Here is a 20,303-nt window from a genome sequence, read left to right as displayed (position 1 = left end):
TTTCTTCTTTCTATTTTCCTAACTTCGCAACCAGTCAATCGGCTCGCGACCCATCTCCGTTAAATAAGCGTTGGTCCTTGAAAAAGGACGGGAGCCAAAGAAACCGCGATAGGCCGATAAGGGACTGGGATGAGCACTTTCAATAATCAAGTGTTTGCTTGCATCAATCAAAGACTTCTTCTTCCGAGCATAGGCTCCCCACAGAATAAAGACGACATGCTCCTCCTCTTGACTGACTAGGCGAATAACTGCATCCGTAAACTCTTCCCAAATCAGGCCAGCATGCCCATTTGCTTGCCCAGCAGGCACTGTCAGACAGGCATTGAGTAAGAGAACCCCTTGCTCCGCCCAAGGCGTCAAATCATGGGAAGTTTTAACCCCCACATCTTCCAACAACTCCTTTAAGATGTTTTGCAAGGATGGAGGTGCTGGGATGTCATCCGGTACAGAAAAGCTAAGTCCCTGTGCTTGACCAGGACCGTGATAGGGATCCTGACCCAGAATCACGACCTTAACCTCTTCCAGATTCGTTGTCTTTAAGGCCTGAAATACCTTTTCACGAGGCGGATAGATGGTCCCTGATGCATAGACCTGGTCTAAAAATTGATTAATTTGCTTAAAGTAGCCCTCTGGAAGCTGCTCCTTAAGCAATTGGTGCCAACTTGAATGCTGCATGCCATCTCCTTACATATGGGTTTCTGAAGAGCCTTTGCTAGCGAGAAGCCATTTCTTTGGGCGATCCGCTAGACCAATTGAAGCTAGTAAGAGAATTTGTGGTAAAAATTGAATGAGGTAGCGAGTTTTTCCACCTTCAAAGATGGTCAAAAAGAGGAGTCCACCAAATACAGCTAATGACAAGAAGTGGATATCATCCTCTTCTCTTTTCTTCAGATAGACAAAGACCAGCCCAGCTGCCATGATGATCCAAATGACTTGTTTAAGGAACTCATAATATTTGTATTGAGGACGATCCGTACTCAAGAAGTAGGTCCGAACCCACTTAGCAAAGGGGAAATCCTTAGTGTAGCGCTCGTAAAGAGGATTGATAACGGGAGTCTTCTCATACTCCACATCCCGATAGAGCCAACCAAGTGTCCCTTCTGCCACCGTCAAGGATTGCTTGGTATAAAGATGTCCCAGGAGTCCAATCGGGCCATATTCCTTCAAGCGCCGTTTGATTTCTTTCATGATATATTCGTTCTTGAACATCCCATTATTGTACTCGTCTCGCTTATCTTCGTCGACATATTTCAAGAGCCCCTCTTTCATATCTGCTTGGTTATGACCAATATCCGTCAAGCCCAGGTTAATAAACAAGAGAGGACCCTTGGCCAGACCTTCCCCTTCGAGAATAGGAACAGCTGTTTGGTGTTTGACAGCTGTATTAAGGGCTCCATAGACCAGACCAGTTGATAAAAGGGTTAAAGCAAAGACTTTACCAAAGACCTTCCACTGCCCTTTAAAGAAAAGAACCATCCAAAAGGCTATCACGACAATAATGGTCGTCGGACGAATAAGCATAGTCAGACCTGATAATAGTCCAAATAACAAGGAGGTTTTCCATTGTGCACCACTGTCGCCCCCTTTTAAGAGATCCAAGGCTAGCCCTAATTGCAAGGCGATGAGAGGAAGAGGCGGAATATCAGTGTACATGGAGTAAAAATAAGGGGAATAACAGATTAAGGCCACATAGAGGGTATACACCCAATCTGCCACTTTTTGGTCATAATGTTTTAGTCCTAAACGATACAAGAGGATAGCTCCTGCATTCACAAAAACCATGTTGAGAACTTGCATGACCCAGAGTCCTGCTCCACCAAAGATTTGGTAGAAAAAGCGTTCGTACAAGAACAAGGGAAGGTTATTGGGATTCCGACTCAGGTAGCTTGAAATAGAGGACTCTTTTAGAAGGCTAAAGGCTCCCGTATAGACCACAGCAGCATCCCGACGAATCAACAATTCTGCAGATAGCATAAAAACAATCTGAACCAGAATTGCTCCCAGCATAAATCCTGTCTTATGTTTCATCAACCAGGAAAAGGCTCTTTTGAGATAGGAGCGACCAACATAAGCTAGGAGGAAGACAAGTCCCCCAACTACAAGTCCCCATCCCGAAATATCTTTTAGGTATACGGCACTAATGATAAACCAGTGCACCATCAGGAACAACATGACCAGATGGAGAAAGCCAAATAAGACTTTTTTACTTTTTACTAACATAGCTCCATTATAGCAAAAAAATAGGGATTTCGCTGGATTCTATCGGCTCTCCATCAAATAGAGGACTTCAGTTTGGATGGTGAAGCCCAGGCCTAGATAAAGGCTGAGGGCTGCTTGATTCTCTTTTTCAACGACAATCTGAAATTGCTGCTCCATTTCTGCAGCCATCTGATTCATCACACTTCGCAAGAGATAGCGCGCATACCCTTTGCGGAGATGATCCGGGTCAACGGCTAGTCCAAAGAAATAGGTCGTTCCCTGAGATAGATCCACCGTAACAGAAGCAAGGACTTGCTCTTGGTCAAGTAAGACAAAGAGACGGGTATCCTGGCCCTCGAGAGACTCGGTCGCATACTTGAGGGCATAGTCAAGATCTGTCTCAAAAGCCTTGGATTGAAAATGAGCAATCTCTTGGAGCATGGACTCCACAGCTTCCAATACCATCATCCCTTCTCTCTTCTCATGGTCGGTGACCTGACATGGGGCCTCCAACCAAAGTTCGTGGTCTTCCTCCTCTGCCTCCACTAAATGAAAATGGTTAAGTAAGTCCGTGTTTTGATCCAAAAACCGAACCTCTGACACATATAGTCGTTCTTCTAGCTGATAGTCCTTGGCCAAGTCCATAAAGTCTTCCCATAAGGAACGGGCAATACCTTGTCTACGAAAAGAAGGAGTCACAAAGAGCTGAACCTCTGCTTCCTTGGGTTCATCCGCATAGATGGACAAAAATCCAACCAGCTGCCCCTCCACCAATGCAAGGATAAATGCTGGCATCGTAGGATCATCATTATAGAGATTGTCCAAATAGGGCAGGCGATAGGTATGGTCATTTTGGTGACAGGCTCTCACAAGCTGTTCACACTGCTTCTTTTCTTCTAGACTCAGACGAGTGCGTCTTTCAAGCAGCATCATTTTTTCTTCCTTTTATAAAAACAAAAGGAGAGCCAAACGTTGGCCCTCTTCCATTATACTTTAGTCTTGCCAAGTTTCTTGATTTTCCTTGAAACGGCGTAACAGTTCCAAACCTTCAGAAGTGATATAACCTTGTTCTTCAGCCAAATGGATCAATTCTGTGTAGTTAGACAAGGTTTCAAGTTGAACGCCAGCTTCCGCAAATTTCTTATCTGCCTTCTCTAGCTGGTAGGTAAAGATAGCCACCACACCAAGGACATCTGCTCCTTCACGTTTCGCAGCTGCGACAGCATCCAAGACAGATCCACCAGTAGAAATCAAATCTTCCACTACGACCATCTTTTGACCTTGTGGTACACGGCCTTCAATTTGATTACCAGCACCGTGGTCTTTTGGTTTGCTACGGATGTAGGCAAATGGCAAATTCATCTTGTCCGCAATAATAGCACCATGAGGAATCCCCGCAGTTGCTGTACCTGCAATCACTTCAACTTCTGGGAAGGCTTCCTTGATTTTGTCCACGAAGCCATTCTCAATCAAAGTACGAGTTTCTGGATAAGCGAGGGTCACGCGGTTATCCGTATAAATAGGGGACTTGATCCCAGACGCCCACGTAAAAGGCTCTTCCGGTTTCAAATAAACGGCTTCAATTTTTAGAAGATGGCTGGCAATATCTTTAGCTAATGACATGATAACTCCTTTTTACGATTTTAATCGAATACGAATTAAATCAATGGTTTGTTTTTAAACGACTGTACAGGTTAGTGAATAGTTCAGGGAAGGCCCTATCGGACTTAATTATTCCGACGATCTCAGAAGAGAAACGATCATTTTCTCTTCTGAGATCTAGTGAACTCGTTAAAGTTTCACTTTTAGTAGCTCTTACGAGTTCCATTGTCTCTTAATCTCATGGTAAGCGTCCCATGGATTTTCAGCTTGGATAATTGGACGTCCAACAACAATGTAGTCAGAGCCAATTTTATGAGCTTCTTGTGGGGTCATGACCCGTTTTTGGTCACCAATTTCTGCTCCTGCAGGACGGATCCCTGGGGTCACACAAACAAACTCTTCTGATGTAGCTTTCTTGATCAAATCTACTTCATGGGCTGAGCAGACAACGCCATCCAAGCCTGCTTCTTGCGCCTTACGGGCATAATTAACTACTGATTCTTGGACAGTGGTTTGGATGTTTTGGCAATCACGCATGTCTTCTTCACTGGTAGAAGTCAATTGAGTCACCGCTACCAACTTAGCTCCTGGTCCAAGTGCTTTTTTGGCTTCGCGCATCATCTCTACACCACCTGCTGCATGAACTGTCACCATATCCACACCAAAGGTGCCTAGGACAGACATGGCTGACTTAACCGTATTTGGGATGTCGTGCAATTTTAAATCCAAAAAAATGCTATGGCCACGACCTTTCAGATAGTGAACAATTTCTGGGCCGACCGCATAGAAAAATTCCATTCCGATTTTTACAAACAGTTTTTCATCTTCTGGGAAATGTTCTAGAAAGTTTTTGACATCTTCAAAAGCTGGAAAATCAAGGGCGATGATGGGACGTTCTTCACGCATGGGTTTCTCCTTTTTATGGCTGACATTTTTTCCACAAAAAAACCTTGCCTGAGGCAAGGTTACACGAAAATTAGGTAGTATCTACCCTGATTCATCGTCTAGACCTTAGGAGCCTCTCAGGACTACTTTAAAGGTTTTTCTACATTGTAGTACGATATGAAAGAAAAGTCAAGAAATAATCGAAAAACGTTCGGATTCAGTCTGTCTTTTCGGATTAGACTAGTATGAGTCCTTGATCATAACAAAAAACTTGACATATTACCGATTTTCCTGTAAAATATTTTCTATGCTGAGTAAGGGTTGTTTTAGTTGTAACTTACTCAGTAGCCTGTTGGGGTTGTAGCCAGCAGGCATTTTTTATTTTCTTGATAATCCTTATAATAGATTTTCTCGGACATGCCGACGTAAATCTTCTAAGCTAGTTATTCCATACTGATCCATGACCTTTGGTAAGTCTTGGATAATGGTAGGACATGCGTATGGATCTGTAAAGTTAGCAGTTCCGACTCCAATTGCAGAAGCACCAGCAATAAACATCTCTAGGGCTGCTTCTGCTGAATCTACACCGCCCATCCCAATAATCGGAAGTTTGGTCGATTGGGCTACTTGGCGGATGAGTTTCAAGGCTACTGGGAAGATAGCTGGTCCTGACATACCGCCTGTGCCATTGGCAATGATTGGCTTGCCTGTCTTGAGATCAAAGCGCATCCCGACCAGCGTGTTGATCATGGTCAAGCCACTCGCTCCCGCATCTTCTGCAGCCTTGGCGACTTGAGTAATATCGGATACACTAGGGGTCAACTTAACGTAAACAGGAACGGAGGAAGCTTCTACCGCTGCTTTTACTGCATCATAGGCCAACTCAGGAACTTGTCCGATTAAGAGACCATTATTGCCATGGTCTACGTTGGGACAAGAGATATTGAGCTCGATGGCCTTGACATTTGGCGCTTGCGAGATCTTGCCAGATACCGTTGCATACTCTTCATTGGAGAAGCCTGCTACATTGGCGATAATCGGTAGATCTGGATAATGCTGGGCCAACCAAGGAAGTTTCTCTGCTAGGACCACGTCTACGCCTGGATTTTGGAGACCAATGGCATTGAGCATGCCTGCAGGCGTCTCAGCAACACGTGGCGCGGGATTTCCGAAGCGAGCCTCAGCAGTTGTCGCCTTGATCATAATGGATCCAAGCAGGTCTAAGTCATAGTATTTGGCATATTCCTGACCAAAGCCAAAACAGCCGGAAGCCGGAATAATGGGGTTTTTCAAGTCTAAACCAGGTAAGGATACGGCTAGTCGATTTGCTGTCATAAGGTCCTCCTACATCACAATCGTACCGGTTTCAAAGACCGGTCCGTCTTCACACACGCGCTTGTTGGCCGCTTGGCTCTCATTTTCTAGATGCACCACACAGGCATAGCAAGCACCCATCCCACAAGCCATACGCGATTCCATAGAAATGTAGGCGCGGGGATGGTCATGGAATTTGGTATTGACATATTTGAGCATGCCAGGTGCTCCACAAGAATAGATAGCGTCAAACTCCTGGTCCATCTGATCAATGACCGTAGAGACATAACCTTTGATACCATAAGAACCATCGTCTGTTGTAATGGTGACTTGGCCGTACTGCTTCAACTCTTCTTCCAGGATAACCGCTTCTTTATTGGCAAATCCAAGGACAGAATGGACTTCTACTCCCTGTTCATGTAGCTGTTTAGCCACTTGGACCAAAGGAGGTACTCCAATCCCTCCGCCTATAACCAAGGCACGCGCCCCTTGACCAAGGCCCTTAAGGTCAAAGCCATTTCCTTGAGGACCCATGACACTGAGGAAGCTACCGACGGGCAGCTGAGAAAAGATGGCTGTCCCTCCCCCTTCTACCCGATAGATGAGGCGACAGGTCTGGCTGTCTGGATCTATTTCAGAGATAGAAATAGGACGACGGAGGAGCTTAGAGTCATCCGGTACACGGATATGGAGAAACTGCCCCGGTAGCATCTGCTCCACCATTTCCCCCTTCAAGACCATTGAAAAAATCCGTGGCGCAATCTCTTCTTGAGCGATTAACTCCATGTCTTCCATCATGATTTTTCCAAACCGTTTTTTACAGCTGTCACTGACCATTGGTTTCCTCTTCTTTCTTCCAGCAAAAAAGACCTCACAAAAGCAAGGTCCTACAAATGATCAGCTAGACTCGGTCCGCTGATCTTTTTCTGTCTTTCCTTGCAGGCCTCTCTGGACCCCTTAAAGGTTAAATTTGTCTCATTATATCGCTCTCCTTGTCGCTTGTCAAGTAGAAGCCCGATGGCTCCGCTCATTTCCCATCTGTCTCAGGAGAAAACCCTTCTGGTACCGGTGGGATATACTGTAAAGCAATGCGATTTTCAGGCTTGCGATCGACCAAGTAGAGAACCAACAAGAAGAGCCATTCCAGGGGCTTCATCAGATAGTAAATGATATCCATGGCCCATTTCTTCTTGATATGTTTGGCGAAGGGATAGCCATAGCGGTCATAATTACGACGCAGGAATCGATGGAAACGTGGCGTCTTTTCTTCTAAGACCTGCTCAAAGGCATTGGCAATACAGAGCTGGCGATTCACCACAACAGGATGACCGTGCCGGACACCCATACGTTGGGGCTTGACAACTTTTTCATGGCCACCAGCCGCAACTGTACAGAGATAGTGCTCATCCATGATGAGATTCTGAGGAGGGATCTTTTCTGAGAAGGTCCAATCTGCCGTATTGGTCCAGGCCTTGACCAAGCTATCAGGACGTTGACCAAAGAGCATGAGGACCATGACCAATACCGCTAACAAGGGAAGGGAAAAGACGACTGCCAGCCAAGGCCAGTGTTTGGATTGGTGGAGAATCAGGTGAAAGCGCTGGAGAATTGGATTGTCATAGGCCCTATTGGGATCAGACTCGCCCTCCCACTCCTTCATCCTAGTTCTCAGGAGGCTAATAGAATAAACCAACAAGAAGACCGTGTGACAACCGATGACTTGCAACTGGATGTCAAATACCGCTAACAATACCAATCCCATCAATATCCCACTAATACAAAAGATATTTAAAAGTGGAGATAAGGAATTGGCATCCCTATAAGAATAAATGACAAGCGCTAGGAAGGAAATCAATGCCAAAGTAAGAATCGTCGGGAGAGCCTCCGACCAAATCATGGTATGCTTCTGCTCATTGATGAGCTGATGGGTCCAATCATAACTAGTCAGATCCTTTACCAGATAGATGACGAAGGATTCCAGGATACAGCCAAAGACTCCTATCCAAAGGATCACAAAGTACTTGCGATTGTTAACTCTTCGTTTAATTTTTTCTTCTTCTTTCTCTTCATAGACACCGACCAGTTCCTTTTCCAAGGTCTGGGCCTGTATCGTAGACCAGCGAGAAATAACATACAGAATCACAAAGATATTGGGAACAAAATAACTAACCCCTAGGGCATGAACAAGAATTGTAACACTGTAAATTGCGACTCCAAAAATAGCATTCCAGAAACCCAAAGATTGGATATTTCCTGGCAAGCTCCCGAGAATTAGAAAGACGTACAAACCAAGAAAGATCAGTAAATTGGTCATAAAGTTTATCTTTACTAAACTGGCTAAAAATTTGGTCTCCAGTTCCTTGTTCCATTTTTTGTACCAGAAAACGATTTTCTTCATCACATCTCCTCCATCATTTCCCTCATTTTATCAAGCTACAATTAATCCTTCAATTCTAAACCTGTTTTATAGGGAAAAATCCTTCTAGAGACTGATACTAGCTAGGATTTTCTGTCAAAAGTATGTTAAAATATAAGCATGAGAATCCAACAATTACATTACATTATCAAAATCGTCGAAACAGGCTCTATGAATGAAGCGTCCAAGCAACTCTTTATCACCCAGCCAAGTTTGTCCAATGCTGTGCGGGATTTGGAAAAAGAAATGGGGATTGATATCTTCATCCGTAATCCCAAGGGTATCACTCTGACTAAGGATGGGATGGAGTTCCTTTCTTATGCCCGTCAAGTCGTCGAGCAGACCCAACTCCTAGAAGAACGCTATAAAAATCCAGTAGCCAATCGGGAGCTCTTTAGCGTGTCCTCTCAGCACTATGCCTTCGTAGTCGAAGCCTTCGTCTCTCTCCTCAAGAAAAGCGACATGGAGAAATACGAGCTCTTCCTACGGGAGACCAGAACCTGGGAAATCATCGATGACGTCAAGAACTTCCGTAGTGAGATCGGTGTCCTCTTCCTCAATGGGTACAACCGGGATGTCCTCTCCAAAATGCTGGATGATAGCCACCTCAAGGCAACCCATCTCTTTACTGCCCAACCTCATATCTTCGTCAGCAAGACCAACCCCCTAGCTAACAAAGAGGTGGTGAAATTAGAAGATCTAGAAGACTTCCCTTATCTCAGCTACGACCAAGGGACCCACAACTCCTTCTACTTCTCAGAAGAGATCCTCTCCCAAGAGCATCACAAGAAGTCTATCGTCGTCAGTGACCGTGCCACCCTCTTCAATCTCTTGATTGGTCTGGACGGCTACACCATTGCGACCGGTATCCTTAACAGCAACCTCAATGGAGACAATATCGTTTCCATCCCGCTAGATATCGATGACCCAATCGAGCTGGTCTACATCCAACACGAGAAAGCTAGCCTCTCTAAAATGGGTGAAAAATTTATCGAATACTTACTTGAGGAAGTCCAATTTGATAAATAAGAACTAACTAGCTACACAAGCACAATAAAAACACCTGAAACAAGTGGATTTCCACTTCTCTCAGGTGTTCTTTTATTGTCTTAATTTCGAAAATACTTGGCCAATCTTCCCTTCGATGACCAGGTCTGCTTGCTTGTCCTGTGGAATACTGGTTTTATTGATGACGACCAGCTTCTTCCCTTGGAAATACTGGATCAAGCTGGCTGCTGGGTAGACGACGAGGGAGGTCCCTCCGATAATCAGTAGATCAGCTTCTTGGATGGCTTTGGCTGCTTGGCTAAAGACCTCCATATCGAGGGGTTCCTCATAAAGGGTCACATCCGGCTTGACCACCTTATCACAATCGAGACAGTGTGGAACAGGCCCTTCCAAAGCTAGAAAGGACTCTAAATCATAAAAACGCTGGCAACCCGTACAGTAATTACGGTCGGCACTACCATGGAGTTTCAAGACTTTTTTAGACCCCGCCATCTCATGGAGACTGTCAATATTTTGCGTCACTACTGCCTTGAGCTTGCCAGTTTCTTCCAGCCAAGCCAGATAGCGATGGGCTGCATTGGGCTTGGCATCTGGATAGAGCAAGTATTTCTTATAGAAGTCGAAAAAGTCCTCTGGATAGCGCTCAAACATGGTATGAGAGACCAGTTGCTCTGCCGTAAAATGGCGCCCTAATGTGACGCTATAGACGCCGTCCGAGCTTCTAAAGTCTGGAATATTGGACTCTGTAGAGACACCTGCCCCACCGAAAAAGACGATCCGTTGACTCTGATCTATGATGTCTTGCAATTCTTCTAGTTTATCCATGTCTTCCTCCTTACAAGAGAGCCTCGATAACAGCATTGGCCTGGTCGAAGTAAAAAGGTTCTCGCTGGTAAACAATCCCCGTCTCCTGGGCCAAGCTCACCAAGAGCTCCATAAAATGCTGGGAGGAGAAACCAGTCGTCCGGTGCAATTCTTCCTCATCAAAGGGTTTGATCAAGTGGGCCAGAGGATTGCGGACAGATTTCTCCAACTCCCGCAGTTGCTTGGCCGCATCCTTGATGGAATCTGTCAAGTCCAAGAGTAAGATCAACTCTGTCAAACTAGACGAATTGACTGCACTCTCGCTATGGAATTGTTGCAAGGCTGGATTTTCAGAGGCCCGGATCTTGTCAAACTTCCAATGGTCATAGCTGGACTCCTTGGAGTTGTGGATATAGTCTGCAATATCTGGGATTTGCATCTCAATCAAGCGCATAAAGATCCGATAGATAGCAGGACTCACCGCCCGAATGAAGTCGATAATCTGCTCGTTGCGAAGCTTGGCTTCTAAGTCATACAGATAGTTCGCCAACTGTTCCTCTTCTGGGTCCTCATGCCAAAAAAGCTGAAAACCAGTCACTTCTAGCAACTCGGTTCTCAACTTTTGATTCATGATTGGTTGGATATTGAGCTCTCGACGCTCGGTCATTAACTGCAATAAGGTCAAGACCAGCTCTGGCAAGCTCTTCTGCTTCTTAGCAGAACGAAGGGCCCGACTATACTGGTAGGTCTGAAGGTCGTAGAGCCACTCATCATGAAGGTATTCTGTCATTAGTCTGCGATCAAGGTTTCAAGACCAACTTTCATCATGTCTGTGAAAGTATTTTGACGTTCTTCTGCAGTCGTATCCTCATCTGGATTGACCAAACTGTCTGAAATAGTCATGATAGCAAGGGCATCCACATGGTGTTGGGCAGCAAGATAGTAAAGAGCCGCTGCTTCCATTTCCACAGCTTTCACGCCCCATTTACCAAGCTCCAAGTTCTTTTCAAAGTAGTTTGAATAGAAGACATCAGAAGACAAGACATTACCAACGTGAGTGGTCATGCCAAGGTCTTTGGCAATGTGGTAGGCCTTATCTAGCAAATCAAAGCTTGCGATTTGTGGGAAATCGTATTGTGGCCAGTCGTTACGGATGATGTTTGAGTTGGTTGCGGCAGCTTGCGCCAAGACCAATTCACGGACGTGGACATCGCCATTCAAAGAACCAGCTGTACCCACACGTATCAATTTCTTCACACCGTAGTCTACGATCAACTCACGCGCATAGATAGAGATCGATGGCATCCCCATCCCAGTACCCATAACAGATACACGATGACCCTTGTAGGTACCAGTGTAACCAAACATGTTCCGAACTTCGTTGAAACAAACAGCATCCTCAAGGAAATTCTCCGCGATAAATTTCGCACGAAGAGGATCTCCAGGAAGGAGAATTTTATCAGCAATTTCACCTTGCTTAGCAGCAATATGGATAGACATAATTAAGATATAAAGGGCGACAGAGAACAAAGTAAAAATAGGAAACTGACGACGCATCGCAGATGCTAGACAGTTTATCTTTTTTACACAGTTCTCCGCCCGTATTCAGTTCAGAGAATACGGTTAACCCATCCTTTCTTTTTTTATTGAGTGTTTTGAAAAGCTTTCCGCTCGTGTTCAAATCAGAACACATGCTCTACCTTTCTGTGTGTATTTTTTAGAAAGCTTTCTGCTCATGTTCAAATCGCAACACAAACTCTAGCTTTCCGAATTCATCATAGAGGCCAGGCATCAAAAGTGGGGTTTATTCCAGCCCCAACAACCCTGGTTCCTTTATATGCTTACTTAAATTATACCATAAGAAGATAGGTTTCATCTAGCTTGTAGGGTAAATCCCCTACATAAAAACTACTGAATCTTATCTACTGGAGACTCCTTTATTTTTCTCCCCATCAGACGATCCAATCCTTTGGACAAACCAACAGTTAGAAAAGCTGTCAGCAAGAGATAGGGTAGAGCTGTTAACCCTTGTCCCGTAAACCCAAGGACCAAGCCAGTTGCAGATAAGGGAGCTTTTAAGGTCACTGTCAAAAAGCAAACCGAACCTAGGAGAAAGAAAGCTGGAGTATTTCCAACACCAAGTACCAAAGAGATGAGGGCTGCTCCTGCCATTCCCAGTGCAAAGGAAGGCGTCAGAGTCCCTCCATAGGCACCTGCCCAAAAGGTAAGCAGAACGACTAGAGCTTTTAGGGTTAATAGAAGAAAGATTGTCTGCCATGTGGCCCCATTGAGGATTTCCTGAGCCATCATCCGCCCATTTCCAAGCAGGTGGGGCTGGAAGCTTGCTAGACAAGCTAGGAAAACAAATGCTAATGGCAAAGTGATAAGAATTCGTTTGTCCTTGATTCGATGATTGGCGGCCTTCTTTGTGAAACGGGCAAAGAGCCAGGCGACTGGAGTCAGGAAGGCAATGAAGATAACTATCTGCCATAAGACTGTAGGTGACCAAGTTATTTCGGGCACTTGATAGAGGGCTCTGTCTGAAATGACCCAACCTGCCGTATAAGCAGCCACATAAGTGGTAATCCCGGCCAAGACAAAGCGTTTCATCGAAAAAACCAGCCCCAAGGTTTCAAAGATAAAAAAAACACTGGTTAGGGGCACTTGGTAGACCGCTGCCAAGCCTGCGCCAGCCCCACAAGCAATCAGAAAGATGCGGTCCTAAAACGATAAGTCTAGTGCTCGTCCAAGCGGAGTTGCCAACAAGGCCCCAATCTCCCGTGGTGCCCCTTCTTTTCCAACTGGTGCTCCAGCTCCTACAGCAATAATTTGCCAGGTGGAATGGAGCAACTGTTTCCAAAAATGAAGACGATGATGGGAAGATTCCTCCTTCATCTGGCCCTTAACAGAGAGAATATTTCCCTTTCGCTGTAGGAGATACCAGACCAAGGCTGAGCTGGCACCAACAAGAAACAGACTGAGCCAAATCCGTGAAGGCGCCACTCCATCCGTCAAGAAGCCAGACTGGTGCTCTGAACGACCAAAAGCCAATCCTTCCACTAACTCTAAAAGGTAATGAAGCAGGATACCAGCTAAACCCGAAACAAGCCCTAGCAGACAAGCTGCTAGGACTAGTCTTCGTTTATTGGGAATTGTTTTAAGGGATCTCACAATTCTTTTCAAGGATCTTACAATTCAGCAAGAATCGCTTTTAGCAAACCTTTGAAGTCTCCCTTAACGCGCTCTGTCACTTCTACGACTTCTTCGTGGTTGAGCTCTTCTTGGAAACCAGCCGCAAAGTTGGTAATACATGAAATACCAAGAACTTTCAAACCAGAGTGAGCAGCAACGATAACTTCTGGAACAGTTGACATACCGACAGCATCTGCTCCAAGAGTCTTATATGCACGGATTTCAGCTGGAGTTTCATAGGTAGGACCTGTCACACCGATGTAAACTCCATCATCCAATTTAATACCCAATTTGTCCGCTACTTGATGAGCAGTCTCACGGTATTCTGGAGTGTAAGCTTTCGACATATCAGGGAAACGTGGACCAAAGTCATCCAAGTTTTCACCAATCAATGGGTTTTGACCAGTCATGTTGATGTGATCAGTGATGGCCATCAAGGTACCAGGACCGAAGCCAATACCACCTGCAGCGTTGGTGACAAGCACTCCTTCACATCCCAAAACTTTCATGACACGAACTGGGAAAGTCACCACTTCCAATGGGTTTCCTTCGTAGAAGTGGAAACGACCTTGAAGGGCCAATACCTTACGTCCAGCAAGATCACCATAAACCAATTTACCAGCGTGTCCGACTACTGTGGATTGACCCCAGTTTGGAATGTCAGAGTAGTCTACTACGACTGCATTTTCGATTTCTTCAGCCAATTCTCCAAGACCTGAACCAAGGATCAAACCGAACTCAGGAGCTTCGATTCCTTTGCCCTTCAAAAATGCTGCTGTTTCATTGATTTTTGCTAATAATGTCATTGTGTTCCTCCTATTATTTCTTAAGTAATGTACCGATTTTGTCAAAGGTGTTGGCGTTGCGAATAGTGATCTGGCGGTAGAAAGGCATCTTCATCAGATGTTTGTGGTAGGCCGTTTTAGCATAGCTTTCTTCTGAGAATTTCCCCCAGAAAAGCGCTACCTTGCCAAAGTGGAGCACTTCTTCTCCCAATTCTAAAGCCAGCAGCTTCTCTTCTACGGATTCCCTATCTAAGCCCTCGGTGTAAAAGAGGACATCCTTGCGAGCCATCTCTTCTGTCCACCAGTTCGGCAAGTTCGCACATTCTGCTTCATAGTCTTCTCGACTCAGCAGAGAAAAACGCTCAATAAAGGGATAATGGTTCTCAAAGAAGGTCGACAGGCACTCTACTAACTGAGATCGAGAAAGATCCGTCGTAAAGAAGATATTGCCACTATTGATGTAGGTTTCCACTTGGCCAAGTCCTAGGTCGGTCAATTGCTGACGCAGATCCGCCATGGCTACCTTATTCTTGCCACCAACATTGATTCCTCTTACGAGTAAAGCAAAACGCATCATCTTAGACCAATTTATCTAAGAAGCTTTCACCGATCATGGCTTTCTCAACGCCGAAGTTGTCCGCAACTGTAGCTGAGATATCCGCAAAGTGTCCAACTGGGATCAAGCCACTACCCTTGAAGGATGGACTGTAAGCCAAGAATGGGATGTATTCACGCGTATGGTCTGTACCAGCATAAGTTGGGTCATTTCCATGGTCAGCCGTGATCATCAAGAGATCATCTTCTTTCATGGCAGAGATAATTTCAGGCAAGCGCTCGTCAAACTCATGCAAGCAATCACGGTAACCGTGTGGATCACGACGGTGTCCGTATAGGGCATCGAAGTCTACCAAGTTGGTAAATGAAAAGCCATGTTTGAAGTCTTCTGATTTCATAGCTTTGATCAAGTTGTCAATCCCGTGGCTGTTTGATTTGTTGTGGCCCATATCGTGGTTGATACCAGCGCCGTTGAAGATATCGCTGATCTTACCAACTGAGTAAGTATTGATACCAGCTTCATTCAATTTGTCCAAAACAGTTGGCGCAAATGGTGAAACAGCCAAGTCACGACGGTTAGCCGTACGTGTGAAGTTTCCTGGCTCTCCAACATAAGGGCGGGCGATGATACGTCCAAGAAGAGCAGGACGTTCCAATGTAATAGAACGAGCGTATTCACAGATACGGTAGAGTTCATCCAAAGGAATGATGTCTTCGTGAGCTGCGATTTGAAGAACTGGGTCAGCTGATGTATAGATGATCAACTCGCCTGTTTCCATTTGACGTGGACCGAAGTCATCGATGACAGCTGTACCAGAATAAGGTTTGTTAGCTTCGCGGATAACCTTACGACCTGAGAATTCTTCAATCTTTGTAATAATTTCTTCTGGGAATCCATTCCAGAAAGTATCAAATGGTTCTGTAATATTAAGACCCATGATTTCCCAGTGACCTGTCATGGTATCTTTTCCAAGAGAGACTTCTTCTAACTTCGTTGCGTAACCAGTTGGATTGCTCTCAGCAGGTACAGTTTTTAAGGGTTGTTCACGCGGAATATTTCCAAGACCTAGCTTTGCCATGTTTGGTACATTCAAACCAACTGCTTTTGAGATGTGTCCAAGTGTGTCAGATGCGCCATCAGGTACACCGGCATTGACAAAGTTATTAGCATCTGGAGCTGCTCCGATCCCTACTGAATCCAATACAACTAAATGCATACGATTATATTTTGGCATTTTGAATGTCTCCTTTATAATTTAAACTGAATACAGTATAACACAAATTTTTGAAAATGTAACGCTTTCATATAATTTTTTATAAATAAGTTTCATATCCGTAGAAAAAAGGACAAAATGCCCTTTTTAAAGTGATTTGCTAATGATTTTTGGACCTTCTGGTGTCCCTACGATGACTTTAGAAACCATTCCTAAGAAGAGACCATGGTCGACAACACCGACAGTCCGGTCCAACTCTTCTGCTAAGGCTTCAGCATCTGGAATCACTTTCAAATCCAAATCAATGATAAAGTTGCCTTGGTCGGTCACAAAGCGCTGGCCATCTTTCTCACGATAAGCTGGTGAATAACTCTTCTTCTCAAAATGACGGAAAAGATTCTCTGCTCCGTATTGAACCACTTCTACTGGTAGTTTAAAGGCACCAAGCGTCTCCACTTGTTTAGACTCATCAACAATCCAGATGCAGTCTTTTGAGTTGGTCGCAACGATTTTCTCCATCAAGAGGGCACCGCCTCCACCTTTGATCCCGTTCAAAGCAGGGTCTACTTCATCCGCACCATCTACGGTCAAGTCCACCACTTCGACATCGTCAATGGCTTTGAGAGGAATTCCCAAGCCTTCTGCCTGTTCATAGGTCACGCTTGAGGTCGTTACAGCAGTAATCTTCAAGCCTTCTTCCTTGATACGACGCCCCAATTCAGCCACAAAATAATAAGCAGTTGACCCTGTACCAAGACCGACAATCATGCCGTCAGTAACAAACTCAGCCGCCTTAATCCCTACCTGTTCTTTTAGGTTTACCATCATAGACCTCCATTTCTATTCATATTTAGTATAGCACATTGGACGACAGATTTCACTAGTTAACTGAAAACCTTTTCAACTTCTCCTTCTAAAAGCAATATCTTGCCCCTCTTGCTAGTTTACGATAGAATAGAAGGGAATACACAGGAAAAGAGAAGATACATGATTACTAGAGAATTTGATACTATCGCTGCGATCTCGACTCCGCTCGGTGAGGGAGCTATCGGAATCGTCCGCTTGAGTGGAACAGACAGCTTTAAAATCGCACAAAAGATCTTCAAGGGTAAAGACTTGTCCAGCGTGGCTAGCCATACCCTCAACTACGGCCATATCGTGGATCCAGATAAGGATGAGATTCTGGATGAGGTCATGGTAGGAGCCATGCGCTCTCCTAAGACCTTCACTCGCGAAGATATCATCGAGATCAACACTCACGGTGGGATTGCTGTGACCAATGAAATCCTACAATTGGTGATCCGCGAAGGTGCTCGATTAGCTGAGCCAGGTGAATTTACCAAGAGGGCCTTCCTCAATGGTCGTGTCGATTTGACCCAGGCTGAGGCGGTCATGGATATTATCCGAGCTAAGACTGACAAAGCTATGAACATCGCTGTCAAACAGTTGGACGGATCCCTCTCTGATCTCATCAACAACACGCGCCAAGAAATCCTCAATACTCTGGCCCAGGTCGAAGTCAACATCGACTATCCTGAGTACGACGATGTCGAGGAAGCAACGACCGAGATCATCCGTGAGAAGACGACTGAGTTTGAAGCCCTCTTGACCAATCTCCTCAAGACAGCTCGCCGAGGCAAGATCCTCCGCGAAGGGATCTCTACTGCTATCATCGGCCGGCCAAACGTCGGTAAGTCCAGCCTTCTCAACAACCTCCTGCGTGAGGAAAAAGCTATCGTGACCGATATCGAAGGGACAACCCGTGACGTCATCGAGGAATACGTCAACATCAACGGTGTTCCTCTCAAGCTGGTCGACACAGCTGGGATCCGCGAGACCGAGGACATCGTCGAACGCATCGGGGTGGAGCGCTCTCGCAAAGCCCTTAAAGAAGCCGACCTGGTCCTCCTGGTTCTCAATGCCAGTGAACCCTTGACAGATCAAGATCGCCAGCTCCTTGAAATCTCTCAAGACAGCAACCGCATCATCCTCCTCAACAAGGTTGATCTCCCGCAACAAATCGAGTTGGGCGAGATTCCTGCTGATCATATCAAAATTTCTGTTCTGAAAAACCAGAATATCAACCAGATCGAAGACCGGATCAATGCCCTCTTCTTCGAAAACGCTGGCCTTGTCGAGCAAGATGCTACTTATCTCTCCAATGCCCGCCACATCTCTCTCATTGAGAAAGCCGTTGAAAGCCTCCAAGCAGTCAACGAAGGCCTGGCTATGGGCATGCCAGTAGATCTACTTCAAGTCGACCTGACCCGTACTTGGGAAATCCTTGGAGAGATCACAGGAGACGCTGCTCCAGACGAGCTCATCACCCAACTCTTCAGCCAGTTCTGTCTTGGAAAATAACCACCAAAAAAATCGTATGTTGCAAACATACGATTTTTCTATTCTTAATTTCCTTGGTCCAGACTTTGGACTGTGAGGTAGGCTTGGTAGATCAAGAAGAGTCCTACTGCTGTCAAGAATGGAATGGCGAGAGGGAGTTCTGTCTCGATTTGGCCAAATGGTGAATTGCCGACAAAGTGAAGACCAAAGCCAGAAATAAAATAGAACCAACCCGTCAGCATCAACTCCTTGCGACCTTTTGTCGCTTGAAGAATCAGGTAGAGACCCACCATGAAAAGAGCTGTGTAGGCCCAGTGAGATACGACCCCGTTCATGATCCGACCTAGGATACCAGATACTGCATAAGAGAAACCTTCTGGCATATCTTGACGGATATAAGCAAAGTCCTCCACAATCTGGAAACCAAGACCAGATGCAATCGCTAAAAGGAAGATGGATTTGATCCGACGCACATTGAATAAATAGAGAACAAAGAAGATTGGAATCAACTTGAAGGGTTCCTCAAAGAGGGGCCCTGCGATGGCACTCTCATACTGGTTCCAAAAATCACTATTAGGCGCTACTGCCTGAATCATCTCATGGAAATAGGTATTGGCAAAACTAGACAGCCAACCTGCGATAAAGCCCCCACCTAAAAGAGAAAAGAGGACCGGAATCCAGGACAACTTCCACTTCTTGGCAAAATGAAAGAGAGCCCAAACAGCAGGAATCGCATAAAATAAGAGCAAGAGGACAGAGACACCAATGATCCCATACTGACTGCCAGTCATCCAACCAGCAGTGATAGACTGCGTCTCATAGGCCAGACCAATGGAGAGCAAAAATAAAAATAGAAACAAAATCGATTTGCGTTTCATAAAAAACCTTTCTTAAAAACAATTAAAAAGGCTGGAAGCCCAGTCTTTTTGTCTATATGGATATTGTAACAATAAAACCTTAAAAAAACAATAAATGGAAATCATAAAGGCAATAATCTACAATTCATCATTTTCTAATCTTCCCATTTTGGTTGGCTAATTTCTGCAAAGGTATCGTCCTGATGGATCGCTTTTTCCACCTTCTCCACTGGGACGACTTGGAGCGGGATCTTCTTAAAAGGTCCCCAGTCTGTAACGATTGTCATTCGATACTGCTTCTTCATGACCCAGCTTTTTTCTTCCCTTACATCGACATTCCCTACTCGTACTTGATGCTGGTAGCTTTCATGGATTAAGCATTGGGTCAAAGCTCTGAGCCGCTCACCCTCATCTGCTATCTCCAACTTGGTCAACAGCTCTTGATCACTGACATCTTTTATCAAGATACTTCTTAGGTAGTTATCAAACCCTTTCAGATACTTGAATCCTAGCCAAAGCAAGCCCATAATCAGCGCGAAAAAGAGAATGATAAAGATATAGTAGAGAAAAATTGGAAAGTCTGAGCCTTTTGCATTGGACTCACCAGTGAAAAACAAGAAGACAAAACTCAGCAAGAAGAACCCTGGCATCAGAAAGAAAATCCAGAAGATGGTCGATCCGTACACAAGAAAATCAGAGAGATTTTTCCCCACAACTAAGGCTCCAATGGAGGCTTTCTTTGGTGTTCCCATCTTGGCTGACTGATTCATTTTCCCCATGACCTACTCCTTTCAGTCTAGCTACCACATTCCCATATGGTTTACGAATTTATAAGCTATTTCAATGACAATACATCATCCTCTGAAAGTTTCCCTCTCAAGGCAACCCACATTTGCTCAGTAAGTGAAATCAATTGTTCTCTTCTTCCACTATTATACCATACAAGCACTTTCTCAAAGATCCATCCTTGTATAAGCCAACAAAAAAACACTGAATCTTCAGTGTTTTCTTTCTACTTCTGTCCCCTGCCGGAATCGAACCAGCAACTACTCCTTAGGAGGGAGTTGTTATATCCATTGAACTAAGGGGACCTATAAAAAAAGAAGCGAGATCACTCCCGCCTCCTTGTTCG

The 20,303-nt window shown here is 45.0% G+C and carries 19 protein-coding genes, 1 tRNA gene and 1 pseudogene; 2 read left to right on the top strand and 19 right to left on the bottom strand.

Annotation, left to right across the window (positions count from 1 at the left end; translation table 11 throughout):
• Nucleotides 1–18: 18 nt before the first annotated feature.
• The 8 genes from L0M85_RS01930 to L0M85_RS01895 form a co-directional block, all read right to left on the bottom strand.
• The gene (locus L0M85_RS01930) at nt 19–675 is read right to left on the bottom strand and encodes a uracil-DNA glycosylase (protein WP_195610985.1); all 657 of its coding nucleotides are present in this window, start codon (nt 673–675) and stop codon (nt 19–21) included.
• Between the two features lie 9 nt (nt 676–684).
• A complete protein-coding gene (locus L0M85_RS01925) occupies nt 685–2,220 on the bottom strand; it encodes a glycosyltransferase family 39 protein (RefSeq protein ID WP_238656333.1) in 1,536 nt (511 codons plus the stop codon).
• Between the two features lie 39 nt (nt 2,221–2,259).
• Entirely contained in the window at nt 2,260–3,132 is an 873-nt protein-coding gene (locus tag L0M85_RS01920; protein WP_238656332.1) for a GNAT family N-acetyltransferase, read from the bottom strand.
• 60 nt (nt 3,133–3,192) lie between these two features.
• Nucleotides 3,193–3,822: an orotate phosphoribosyltransferase gene (gene pyrE / locus L0M85_RS01915; RefSeq protein WP_061563915.1), complete on the bottom strand. Its 630-nt coding sequence runs from the start codon at nt 3,820–3,822 to the stop codon at nt 3,193–3,195.
• A 192-nt stretch (nt 3,823–4,014) separates the two neighbouring features.
• Entirely contained in the window at nt 4,015–4,707 is a 693-nt protein-coding gene (gene pyrF, locus L0M85_RS01910; RefSeq protein WP_061563914.1) for an orotidine-5'-phosphate decarboxylase, read from the bottom strand.
• Between the two features lie 375 nt (nt 4,708–5,082).
• Nucleotides 5,083–6,021 carry a dihydroorotate dehydrogenase gene (locus L0M85_RS01905; RefSeq protein WP_125329465.1) on the bottom strand — a complete coding sequence of 313 codons (939 nt, stop codon included), beginning with the start codon at nt 6,019–6,021 and terminating at the stop codon, nt 5,083–5,085.
• A gap of 9 nt (nt 6,022–6,030) precedes the next feature.
• Nucleotides 6,031–6,837 (bottom strand): dihydroorotate dehydrogenase electron transfer subunit, encoded by an 807-nt coding sequence (locus L0M85_RS01900; RefSeq protein ID WP_125329466.1) that lies wholly within the window; start codon nt 6,835–6,837, stop codon nt 6,031–6,033.
• A gap of 190 nt (nt 6,838–7,027) precedes the next feature.
• Nucleotides 7,028–8,398 carry a DUF6688 family protein gene (locus tag L0M85_RS01895; protein WP_238656331.1) on the bottom strand — a complete coding sequence of 457 codons (1,371 nt, stop codon included), beginning with the start codon at nt 8,396–8,398 and terminating at the stop codon, nt 7,028–7,030.
• Nucleotides 8,399–8,536: 138 nt separating this feature from the next.
• On the opposite strand from L0M85_RS01895, the gene L0M85_RS01890 reads away from it, so the two are divergent.
• Nucleotides 8,537–9,445 (top strand): LysR family transcriptional regulator, encoded by a 909-nt coding sequence (locus L0M85_RS01890; RefSeq protein WP_048689847.1) that lies wholly within the window; start codon nt 8,537–8,539, stop codon nt 9,443–9,445.
• A gap of 72 nt (nt 9,446–9,517) precedes the next feature.
• Here the strand turns inward: L0M85_RS01890 and L0M85_RS01885 are convergent, their stop codons facing one another.
• The 8 genes and pseudogenes from L0M85_RS01885 to rpiA all read right to left on the bottom strand — a co-directional run bounded on the left by L0M85_RS01885 (nt 9,518) and on the right by rpiA (nt 16,799).
• On the bottom strand, nt 9,518–10,249 hold the full coding sequence (locus tag L0M85_RS01885) for an NAD-dependent protein deacylase (protein WP_238656330.1): 732 nt from the start codon (nt 10,247–10,249) through the stop codon (nt 9,518–9,520).
• A 10-nt stretch (nt 10,250–10,259) separates the two neighbouring features.
• Entirely contained in the window at nt 10,260–11,018 is a 759-nt protein-coding gene (locus L0M85_RS01880; RefSeq protein WP_238656329.1) for a hypothetical protein, read from the bottom strand.
• Nucleotides 11,018–11,728, bottom strand: coding sequence for a purine-nucleoside phosphorylase (gene deoD, locus L0M85_RS01875; protein WP_048716249.1), 711 nt, complete (start codon nt 11,726–11,728; stop codon nt 11,018–11,020). The genes L0M85_RS01880 and deoD overlap by 1 nt, the downstream gene beginning before the upstream one ends.
• Nucleotides 11,729–12,136: 408 nt before the next feature.
• Nucleotides 12,137–13,411: pseudogene (locus L0M85_RS01870) on the bottom strand (chloride channel protein).
• Nucleotides 13,412–13,416: 5 nt separating this feature from the next.
• Complete coding sequence (locus L0M85_RS01865; protein WP_061563907.1) at nt 13,417–14,226, bottom strand: purine-nucleoside phosphorylase; 810 nt, start codon at nt 14,224–14,226, stop codon at nt 13,417–13,419.
• A 13-nt stretch (nt 14,227–14,239) separates the two neighbouring features.
• Nucleotides 14,240–14,782: a DUF1697 domain-containing protein gene (locus tag L0M85_RS01860; protein WP_238656328.1), complete on the bottom strand. Its 543-nt coding sequence runs from the start codon at nt 14,780–14,782 to the stop codon at nt 14,240–14,242.
• Between the two features lies 1 nt (nt 14,783).
• Complete coding sequence (locus tag L0M85_RS01855; RefSeq protein ID WP_238656327.1) at nt 14,784–15,995, bottom strand: phosphopentomutase; 1,212 nt, start codon at nt 15,993–15,995, stop codon at nt 14,784–14,786.
• A gap of 126 nt (nt 15,996–16,121) precedes the next feature.
• Nucleotides 16,122–16,799: a ribose-5-phosphate isomerase RpiA gene (gene rpiA / locus L0M85_RS01850; protein WP_238656422.1), complete on the bottom strand. Its 678-nt coding sequence runs from the start codon at nt 16,797–16,799 to the stop codon at nt 16,122–16,124.
• 162 nt (nt 16,800–16,961) lie between these two features.
• On the opposite strand from rpiA, the gene mnmE reads away from it, so the two are divergent.
• On the top strand, nt 16,962–18,335 hold the full coding sequence (gene mnmE, locus L0M85_RS01845; protein ID WP_238656326.1) for a tRNA uridine-5-carboxymethylaminomethyl(34) synthesis GTPase MnmE: 1,374 nt from the start codon (nt 16,962–16,964) through the stop codon (nt 18,333–18,335).
• A 44-nt stretch (nt 18,336–18,379) separates the two neighbouring features.
• Here the strand turns inward: mnmE and L0M85_RS01840 are convergent, their stop codons facing one another.
• From L0M85_RS01840 to L0M85_RS01830, 3 genes are all read right to left on the bottom strand, one after another.
• Nucleotides 18,380–19,192, bottom strand: a complete 813-nt coding sequence (locus tag L0M85_RS01840) for a PrsW family glutamic-type intramembrane protease (RefSeq protein ID WP_238656325.1) — start codon at nt 19,190–19,192, stop codon at nt 18,380–18,382.
• A 134-nt stretch (nt 19,193–19,326) separates the two neighbouring features.
• On the bottom strand, nt 19,327–19,950 hold the full coding sequence (locus tag L0M85_RS01835) for a hypothetical protein (RefSeq protein ID WP_238656324.1): 624 nt from the start codon (nt 19,948–19,950) through the stop codon (nt 19,327–19,329).
• A gap of 240 nt (nt 19,951–20,190) precedes the next feature.
• Nucleotides 20,191–20,262: transfer RNA gene (locus tag L0M85_RS01830), tRNA-Arg, on the bottom strand.
• Nucleotides 20,263–20,303: the final 41 nt, after the last annotated feature.

The sequence above is a fragment of the Streptococcus sp. DFI.7.26 genome, assembly GCF_022240605.1.
Lineage (GTDB): Bacteria > Bacillota > Bacilli > Lactobacillales > Streptococcaceae > Streptococcus > Streptococcus xiaochunlingii.
The sequence above is the reverse complement of the archived record's forward strand: the minus strand, read 5'-3'. Positions and strand labels throughout refer to the sequence as shown.

What these genes read in the sequence shown, in the direction of transcription:
- L0M85_RS01865 (WP_061563907.1), bottom strand. Translation starts at nt 14,226, where the DNA reads ATGACATTATTAGCAAAAATCAATGAAACAGCAGCATTTTTGAAGGGC.
- pyrF (WP_061563914.1), bottom strand. Translation starts at nt 4,707, where the DNA reads ATGCGTGAAGAACGTCCCATCATCGCCCTTGATTTTCCAGCTTTTGAA.
- L0M85_RS01900 (WP_125329466.1), bottom strand. Translation starts at nt 6,837, where the DNA reads ATGGTCAGTGACAGCTGTAAAAAACGGTTTGGAAAAATCATGATGGAA.
- L0M85_RS01855 (WP_238656327.1), bottom strand. Translation starts at nt 15,995, where the DNA reads ATGCCAAAATATAATCGTATGCATTTAGTTGTATTGGATTCAGTAGGG.
- deoD (WP_048716249.1), bottom strand. Translation starts at nt 11,728, where the DNA reads ATGTCTATCCATATTGCTGCTAAGCAAGGTGAAATTGCTGATAAAATT.
- rpiA (WP_238656422.1), bottom strand. Translation starts at nt 16,799, where the DNA reads ATGGTAAACCTAAAAGAACAGGTAGGGATTAAGGCGGCTGAGTTTGTT.
- L0M85_RS01930 (WP_195610985.1), bottom strand. Translation starts at nt 675, where the DNA reads ATGCAGCATTCAAGTTGGCACCAATTGCTTAAGGAGCAGCTTCCAGAG.
- L0M85_RS01860 (WP_238656328.1), bottom strand. Translation starts at nt 14,782, where the DNA reads ATGATGCGTTTTGCTTTACTCGTAAGAGGAATCAATGTTGGTGGCAAG.
- L0M85_RS01895 (WP_238656331.1), bottom strand. Translation starts at nt 8,398, where the DNA reads ATGAAGAAAATCGTTTTCTGGTACAAAAAATGGAACAAGGAACTGGAG.
- L0M85_RS01920 (WP_238656332.1), bottom strand. Translation starts at nt 3,132, where the DNA reads ATGATGCTGCTTGAAAGACGCACTCGTCTGAGTCTAGAAGAAAAGAAG.
- L0M85_RS01840 (WP_238656325.1), bottom strand. Translation starts at nt 19,192, where the DNA reads ATGAAACGCAAATCGATTTTGTTTCTATTTTTATTTTTGCTCTCCATT.
- L0M85_RS01885 (WP_238656330.1), bottom strand. Translation starts at nt 10,249, where the DNA reads ATGGATAAACTAGAAGAATTGCAAGACATCATAGATCAGAGTCAACGG.
- L0M85_RS01890 (WP_048689847.1), top strand. Translation starts at nt 8,537, where the DNA reads ATGAGAATCCAACAATTACATTACATTATCAAAATCGTCGAAACAGGC.
- L0M85_RS01835 (WP_238656324.1), bottom strand. Translation starts at nt 19,950, where the DNA reads ATGGGGAAAATGAATCAGTCAGCCAAGATGGGAACACCAAAGAAAGCC.
- L0M85_RS01880 (WP_238656329.1), bottom strand. Translation starts at nt 11,018, where the DNA reads ATGACAGAATACCTTCATGATGAGTGGCTCTACGACCTTCAGACCTAC.
- mnmE (WP_238656326.1), top strand. Translation starts at nt 16,962, where the DNA reads ATGATTACTAGAGAATTTGATACTATCGCTGCGATCTCGACTCCGCTC.
- pyrE (WP_061563915.1), bottom strand. Translation starts at nt 3,822, where the DNA reads ATGTCATTAGCTAAAGATATTGCCAGCCATCTTCTAAAAATTGAAGCC.
- L0M85_RS01905 (WP_125329465.1), bottom strand. Translation starts at nt 6,021, where the DNA reads ATGACAGCAAATCGACTAGCCGTATCCTTACCTGGTTTAGACTTGAAA.
- L0M85_RS01925 (WP_238656333.1), bottom strand. Translation starts at nt 2,220, where the DNA reads ATGTTAGTAAAAAGTAAAAAAGTCTTATTTGGCTTTCTCCATCTGGTC.